7 protein-coding genes are annotated in these 6,602 nt (G+C 75.2%); 2 read left to right on the plus strand and 5 right to left on the minus strand.

Annotation, left to right across the window (positions count from 1 at the left end; all coding sequences use genetic code 11):
- Nucleotides 1–629 (minus strand): LysR family transcriptional regulator (locus tag ACFU6K_RS27545; protein WP_380667412.1); only part of this gene is annotated, 629 nt, incomplete at its 3' end.
- Nucleotides 630–699: 70 nt separating this feature from the next.
- On the opposite strand from ACFU6K_RS27545, the gene ACFU6K_RS27550 reads away from it, so the two are divergent.
- Entirely contained in the window at nt 700–1,446 is a 747-nt protein-coding gene (locus tag ACFU6K_RS27550; protein WP_380667414.1) for a hypothetical protein, read from the plus strand.
- A gap of 41 nt (nt 1,447–1,487) precedes the next feature.
- Here the strand turns inward: ACFU6K_RS27550 and ACFU6K_RS27555 are convergent, their stop codons facing one another.
- From ACFU6K_RS27555 to ACFU6K_RS27565, 3 genes are all read right to left on the minus strand, one after another.
- Complete coding sequence (locus ACFU6K_RS27555) at nt 1,488–1,997, minus strand: GNAT family N-acetyltransferase (protein ID WP_380667416.1); 510 nt, start codon at nt 1,995–1,997, stop codon at nt 1,488–1,490.
- 225 nt (nt 1,998–2,222) lie between these two features.
- Complete coding sequence (gene coaE / locus ACFU6K_RS27560; protein ID WP_380667418.1) at nt 2,223–2,822, minus strand: dephospho-CoA kinase; 600 nt, start codon at nt 2,820–2,822, stop codon at nt 2,223–2,225.
- Between the two features lie 142 nt (nt 2,823–2,964).
- The gene (locus ACFU6K_RS27565; RefSeq protein ID WP_380667420.1) at nt 2,965–3,606 is read right to left on the minus strand and encodes an MBL fold metallo-hydrolase; all 642 of its coding nucleotides are present in this window, start codon (nt 3,604–3,606) and stop codon (nt 2,965–2,967) included.
- Between the two features lie 62 nt (nt 3,607–3,668).
- On the opposite strand from ACFU6K_RS27565, the gene ACFU6K_RS27570 reads away from it, so the two are divergent.
- Nucleotides 3,669–4,100: a MarR family winged helix-turn-helix transcriptional regulator gene (locus ACFU6K_RS27570; protein WP_380667422.1), complete on the plus strand. Its 432-nt coding sequence runs from the start codon at nt 3,669–3,671 to the stop codon at nt 4,098–4,100.
- On the opposite strand, the gene ACFU6K_RS27575 is transcribed toward ACFU6K_RS27570, so the two are convergent.
- The gene (locus ACFU6K_RS27575) at nt 4,083–6,419 is read right to left on the minus strand and encodes an MMPL family transporter (RefSeq protein ID WP_380667424.1); all 2,337 of its coding nucleotides are present in this window, start codon (nt 6,417–6,419) and stop codon (nt 4,083–4,085) included. The genes ACFU6K_RS27570 and ACFU6K_RS27575 overlap by 18 nt on opposite strands.
- Nucleotides 6,420–6,602: the final 183 nt, after the last annotated feature.

The raw sequence follows: 6,602 nt of genomic DNA on the forward strand, positions 1-6,602 counted from the left end.
GGCGGGGTGAGGTCGGGGGCGTCCAGCCAGCGGGCGGCGGAGAGGTCGGCGAGCGCGAGCCCGGCACGGCCGGCCAGCGGGTGGCCGGCGGGCAGCGCGACGGCGACCGGCCGCTCGGCCACCGCGACGGTGCGCAGCGGGCCGACGTCGGGCAGCGGCAGCGGGTCGCTGGGCGCGGCCAGTCCGTCGATCAGGGCGAGGTCGACCTCGCCGGTGGCGACCTGGGCGGGCAGCACGTCCTGGGCGAGGACCCGGACCACCGGTTCCACCCTCGGGTACGCCCGGCGCACCTCGCCGAGCGCGCGCCCCAGCGTCGCACCGACCGCCAGCGCGGTGGCCCCGAGCACCAGCCGGGTGTTCGGGGCGCCCGCCAGGCGCGCGACGTCGGCGCGCGCCGCCTCCAGCCGGACCAGCAGCGGCGCGGCGTGCTCCAGCAGCCGCTGCCCGGCCCCGGTCGGGCCGACCGGGCGGCGGAGCAGCAGCGCGGTCCCGAGGTCCGCCTCCAGCGCGGCGATCTGCTGGGAGACCGCGGACTGGGTGTAGCCGAGCTCCCGCGCCGCCTCCGAGAAGGAGGCGAGGCGGGCGACGGTGACGAAGGTGCGCAGCTGCTGCGGGTCCACGGCGGGCATCAACCGATCTGATCGAAGCTTAAGGAATCATCGTTGGCGCTGATCTCGGGTGCGGGGTCAGGATAGCCGCATGACGCATCCGACCCCGCGGGTCGCCCTGGTGGGCGACCGCTCCCCCGCCGTCCGCTCGCACGCCCGGATCCCGGGCCTGCTGGACGCCCTCGCCGAGCACGACCACCTCGTCCTGGACGCCTACTGGATCCCGACCGGGGACGCCGCCGAGCCCGGCGCCCTGGACGGCTTCGACGCGGTCTGGCTGCTGCCCGGCAGCCCGTACCGCAGCGAGGCGGGCGCGCTGGCCGCCGTCCGGACCGCCCGCGAGCGCGGCATCCCCTTCCTCGGCACCTGCGCCGGGTTCCAGCACGCGGTGCTGGAGTACGCCCGGAACGTCTGCGGCCTGGCCGGGGCCGTCCATGGCGAGGACCACCCGGACGCGGACCAGCAGGTGATCGCCCCGCTGGCCTGCTCGCTGGTCGGCCACGAGGGGGCCGTCACCATCACCCCGGGGAGCCTCGCCGAGCGGGTCCTCGGCGCCACCAGCACCCTGGAGCGCTACCACTGCGCGTACGGCCTCAACGGCGCGTACCTGGAGCGGCTCTCCGCGCAGGGCCTGCGGTTCAGCGGCGCGGACGGGTCGGGCGGGGTGCGCGTCCTGGAGCTGCCCGGCCACCCGTTCTTCCTGGCCTCGCTCTTCCAGCCCGAGCTGGCCGGCGACGGCACCCGGGCGCACCCCATGATCCGCGCCCTGGCCGGCGCCGCCGTGGCGCACGCGGACGCGGACGCGGGCACCCCGTTCGCAACCGTGACAACGGCCTGATCAGGCCCCGCACCTGAGCGCGCCTCGTACCCGAGCGCGTCTCACATCGGCAGCGACCGCAGCCGCACCGGCCCCTCCGGCCAGCCGGCCCCGGCGGCCAGCGGCGCCCACATGGTGCGCAGCGGCATCTCCGCCAGCCGTCCCTCCGGCTGCTCCACCGTCACCCCCTCGGCCACCTCCCGGAAGCCGAGCCCCCGGTAGAACGCGGCCAGCGGCGGGCGGCAGAACAGCAGCGCGTACCGGTGGCCGAGCGTGCGCGCGTGGTCGAGGGCGGCCCCGACCACGGCCTGCGCCAGGCCGCCGTGGCGCCGGTCGGGCGCGACGCAGACCCCGCCGACGCCCATCACGGCCAGGTCGGTGCCGCCCACGGTGAGCGGCAGCGGCAGCAGCCCGGTGTGGGCGACGAGCCGGCCGTCGGCGGCCCGGACGCCGAAGTGGATCTCCTTGGGGCGGAAGGTCAACCCCGTGTACGCGACGCCGTACGGGTCGTCCCCGGGGCCGAGGATCTCATCCTGCTCGGCGCGGCCGTACTGAGCGAGCCGTTCGACCACGGGCGCTCCGACGAGTGGCTGTCCGGCGGGAGGTCGTCCGACGGGAGGCTGTCCGGCGAGAGGCGGCGCGGGCGAGAAACGATCATCCATCCCGCCATGCTCCCCTCCCGCCGGAGCCTTCCACCAGTCCCTTCCCGGCCACTCGGTCCGACGGCCACTCGGTCCGCCGGGCGACGGCCGCCGGCCGCCGGCCGCCCCGATCGACCTCCGGGGACCGACCCGGCGTCAGGCCGCCGCGCGCCGCACCAGCTCCGCCCAGACCCCGTCCACCCGCGCCTCCAGCTCCGCCAGGCCGCCGCCGTTGTCGATCACCAGGTCCGCGATCGCCAGCCGGTCGTCCCGGGAGGCCTGCGCGGCCATCCGGGCCCGGGCCTCCTCCTCGGCCATCCCGCGCAGCCGCACCAGCCGGTCCAGCCGCACGTCGTCGGCCGCGTCCACCACCACGACCAGGTCGAACAGCGGCGCCAGGCCGTTCTCGGCCAGCAGCGGCACGTCGTGGACCACGACCGCGTCCGGCGCGGCCGCCGCCTCCAGCTCGGCGGAGCGGGTCCGTACCAGCGGGTGGACGATCGCGTTCAGCGCCTTCAGCCGCTCCGGGTCGGCGAACACGACCGCGCCGAGCGCCGGACGGTCCAGCGAGCCGTCCTCCCGCAGCACCTGCGGTCCGAACTCGGCGACCACGGCCGCCAGACCGTCCGTCCCGGGGGCGACCACCTCGCGGGCGATCACGTCGGAGTCCACGATCACCGCGCCACGCGCGGCGAACAGCCGGGACACCTCGCTCTTGCCCGCGCCGATGCCGCCCGTCAGTCCGATCTTCAGCATGGCGTCAGGCTACCGGTGCCCCCTTGGCCCCGTCAGCAGAGGCCCGGCCGGCCCAAACCCCGCGAAGCCCGGACCCGGTCGAGCACAGGCCCGGTCGCGCACGAGCCCGGTCGAGCACAGGCCCGGTCGCGCACGAGCCCGGTCAGCCCAGCTCCAGGCTCTCGCCCTCCCCCAGCACCAACAGCTCCGCACCCGTCCCCGGCCCGTCCGGCCCGACCAGCCGGGTCTGCACGGCGAGCCCGATCGGGCTGAGCACCGCCTCGTGCACCGGCACCGCCCGGCGCGGCCCGGCCTCCCGGACGTAGTCGACCACCTCGGAGGCCTTGCTCCAGGGTGCCGCGATCGGCAGCAGCAGGGTCTCCACGGCGTGCGGCGGCACGGTGAACGCGTCGCCGGGGTGGAACAGCCGGCCGTCGAGGAGGAAGCCGATGTTCCGCACCCGCGGGATGTCCCGGTGGATCTCCGCGTGCCACTCGCCGTGCACCGAGACGCCGAGCCCGCCGACCTCGAAGGCGTCGCCCTCGCCGACCACGCCGACCCGCTGCGCCACGCCGTCCAGCTGGTCGGCGACGGCCCGGTTGGTCCACACCCGCAGCGCCGGGTCGGCCTCCAGCGCGGCGCGCAGCCGGGACTCCTCGAAGTGGTCCATGTGCTCGTGGGTGATCAGGACGGCGTCCGCCCCGGCCAGGGCGGCGGGGTCGGTGAAGCTCCCGGGGTCGACGACGACCGTGCTGCCGCCGTGCTCGACGCGTACGCAGGCATGTCCGAACTTGGTGATTCGCATGCTCGAAACCATACAGCAAGGCTGTACAGCAGTGCTGGACATTTTGCCGATAGACTTCCCCCATGAGCAGCGAAGCCCCGCACCCGGACACCCTGGAACTCGCCGCCGACCTGCGCGCCGCCCTCGGCAGCCTGGTCCGCTCCCTGCGCGACAGCGACGAACTGCCGCAGAACCAGGCCGCCGTCCTCGGCCTGCTGGTCCGCGACGAGCGCTCCTGCACGGTCGCCGAACTCGCCGCCCTCCAGCGGGTCCGCCACCAGTCGATGGCCCGCACCGTCGCGCTGATGACCGAGGCCGGGCTGGTCGTCCAGCAGCCCCACCCCACCGACGGCCGCAAACTGCTCGTCACCGCCACCGGGGCCGGCCGCACCGCCCTGCTCGACCAGCGCGCCCGCCGCGAACACCGGATCGCCACCGCCATCGAGTCCCGCCTCGACCCCGCCGAACGGGACCGGCTCCGCGCCGCGGTCGACCTGCTACGCCGACTGGGCTGAGCCGACCAGGCCGTCGCGGGCCGTCGCCTCCCCGTCGGCCGGCCGCGGCGCCGGGACCACCGCCGCCCCGATCTCCGCCGCCGGAACCACCGGCCGCGGCGCCGGAACGGCCGCCGCCCCGGTCTCCGGCACAGCCCCGGTCTCCCGCACAGCCCCGGTCTCCGGCACGGCCCCGATCTCCGGCAGGTCGACGTGCTCGCTCAGCCCGAACCGCCGGTGCAGCCGCCGCAGCGGGGCGGGCGCCCACCAGTTGAACTCGCCGAACAGGCTCATCGCGGCGGGCACCAGCAGGCACCGCACCAGGGTGGCGTCCACCGCGACGGCGACGGCCAGCGCGATGCCCATCTGCTTGACCATGAGCATGTCCCCGAGCGCGAACCCGGCGAAGACGATCACCATCAGCAGCGCCGCCGAGGTGATGATCCGACCGCTGCGCTGCACGCCCAGCTCCACCGCCCGGACACAGCCGTGCCCGCGCAGGGTCAGCTCCCTGATCCGGGCGAGCAGGAACACCTCGTAGTCCATCGACAGCCCGAAGGCGAAGGCGAAGACCAGCACCGGTATGAAGGTCTCCAGCCCGCCGGTCGGGCTGAACCCGAGCAGCCCGCTGAACCAGCCGTCCTGGAACACCAGGGTGAGCGCGCCGAGCGAGGCGCCCAGCGAGAGCAGGTTCATCAGCAGCGCCTTGACCGGCATCACCACCGAGCCGGTCATCAGGAAGAGCAGCACCAGCGTCCCGGCCGCGACCAGGCCCAGCGCCCACGGTCCGCGCGAGAGCAGCTCGTCCTGGAAGTCCACCACCGAGGCCGCGCCGCCGGTGACGTAGGTGGTCAGCCCGCCGCGGTCGGCCCGCAGCTCCTCGACCACCTGCCGGGCCTGCCCGCCCTGCGGGTCCCCGGGCACCAGGACGTCGATCGTGGAGACCGCGTCGCCCACCGGCGACACGGCCCGAACCCCGCTCACCCCGGGCAGCTTGGCGACCACCTCGTCCGCGTACGCCTGCGCCACCGGCGCCCCGCCCTCGACCACGACCGTGATCGGCGCGGCCGAGGCCTGCGGGAAGCGCTGGTCGATCGTCTCGGCGACCTGCCGCCCGGCCGAGGAGGCGGGCAGGACGGCGGCGCCGGAGCTGCGCATCTCGGCGTGGAGGAACGGCGCCCCGGCCGCCATCAGCAGCGCCACCGAGGCGAGCGTGACCAGGACCGCCCGCTTGCGCACCCGGCGCACGGTCCGGCTGAAGAACCCCTCGTCGGCCACGGGCACGGCGGGCGCCTTGATCCGCGCGCCGGCGAAGCCGAGCAGGGCGGGGATCAGGGTCAGCGCGGCGGCGACGGCGATCACCACCACGCTCACCCCGGCCGCGGCCACCGCGCCGAGGACCGGGCTGGTGAAGACGAACAGGCCGGAGAGGGCGACGGCCACGGTCAGTCCGGAGAAGGCCACGGTGCGTCCGGCGGTCGCCGCGGTCCGTTCGACGGCGGCGGCGATGTCCGCGCCGTGGCCGCGTTCCTCGCGGAAACGATTCACCATGAGCAGCGCGTAGTCGATCGAGAGGCCGAGCCCCAGCACCGTGGCGATCGGCAGCACGCTGGTGTCGATGTCCATGATCCGGCTGAACCCGAACATCGCCAGCAGCGCACCGCCCACCGAGGCGACCGCCCCGATCGCCGGCAGCGCGGCCGCCGCCAGCCCGCCGAAGACCAGCACCATGACGATCAGCGTGAGCGGCAGCGTCACCAGCTCGCCGAACCGGGTGTCCTTCTCGGTCTGCTTCTTGACCTCCTGCTGGAGCACCAGGTCCCCGCCGACCGTGACATGGGCGCCGCCCGCCCCGTCCAGCGCCGCGAGCCGCCGGGTGACGGCGTCGGTCTGGGCGGTGCTCGCGGTGTCGGCCATCCGTACGGTGACCAGGCTCGCCGTCCCGTCGGCGGAGCGCAGCGCGGCCGGAGCCGGTCCGGTGCCGTACGCGTCGAGGGCGGAGGAGACCCCGGGCAGGGCGGCGATCTCGGCGGTGGCCCGCTCGACGGCGGCCTTCACCGCCGGATCGTCCACCGGCCGGCCGTCCACCACGGCGGTGACGGTGCCCTTGGCCGGGTCGGCGGCGGCGACCACCGCGCCGCCCCGGTCGGCCTCGGCGCTGGCGGAGGAGGCCCCGGCCACCGAGCCCTCGAAGACCCGGCCCCCGATCAGGACGCCGACCACCAGGACGACGGCCCACAGGCCGAGCACCCAGCGGCGGTGGCGGAAGCAGAACCGGCCGACGGCCGCGAGCCTGCCGCCGACCACGGCGGTGGGGGCGGCGGGAGAGGGATTGCGCATGAGGAGCCTTTCGGGCGGCTCCCCTCAATCTAGGGGCAACCCGAACTACGGCCTATAGATGGGCAATGAGCCCCATCTCACACTTTCCTTCACATAAACCACACATAAGTCAGGGTGTGATAAGTCATGGCGAAAAGCAAATGACGGAAAGCGCATGGGAAAAACAAATGGGCCCCACCCGGA

It is taken from the genome of Kitasatospora sp. NPDC057512, assembly GCF_042802135.1.
Classification (GTDB): domain Bacteria; phylum Actinomycetota; class Actinomycetes; order Streptomycetales; family Streptomycetaceae; genus Kitasatospora.

Coding starts and splice junctions, on each gene's coding strand:
- ACFU6K_RS27565 (WP_380667420.1), bottom strand. CDS start 3,606: ATGCGAATCACCAAGTTCGGACATGCCTGCGTACGCGTCGAGCACGGC.
- ACFU6K_RS27550 (WP_380667414.1), top strand. CDS start 700: ATGACGCATCCGACCCCGCGGGTCGCCCTGGTGGGCGACCGCTCCCCC.
- coaE (WP_380667418.1), bottom strand. CDS start 2,822: ATGCTGAAGATCGGACTGACGGGCGGCATCGGCGCGGGCAAGAGCGAG.
- ACFU6K_RS27575 (WP_380667424.1), bottom strand. CDS start 6,419: ATGCGCAATCCCTCTCCCGCCGCCCCCACCGCCGTGGTCGGCGGCAGG.
- ACFU6K_RS27570 (WP_380667422.1), top strand. CDS start 3,669: ATGAGCAGCGAAGCCCCGCACCCGGACACCCTGGAACTCGCCGCCGAC.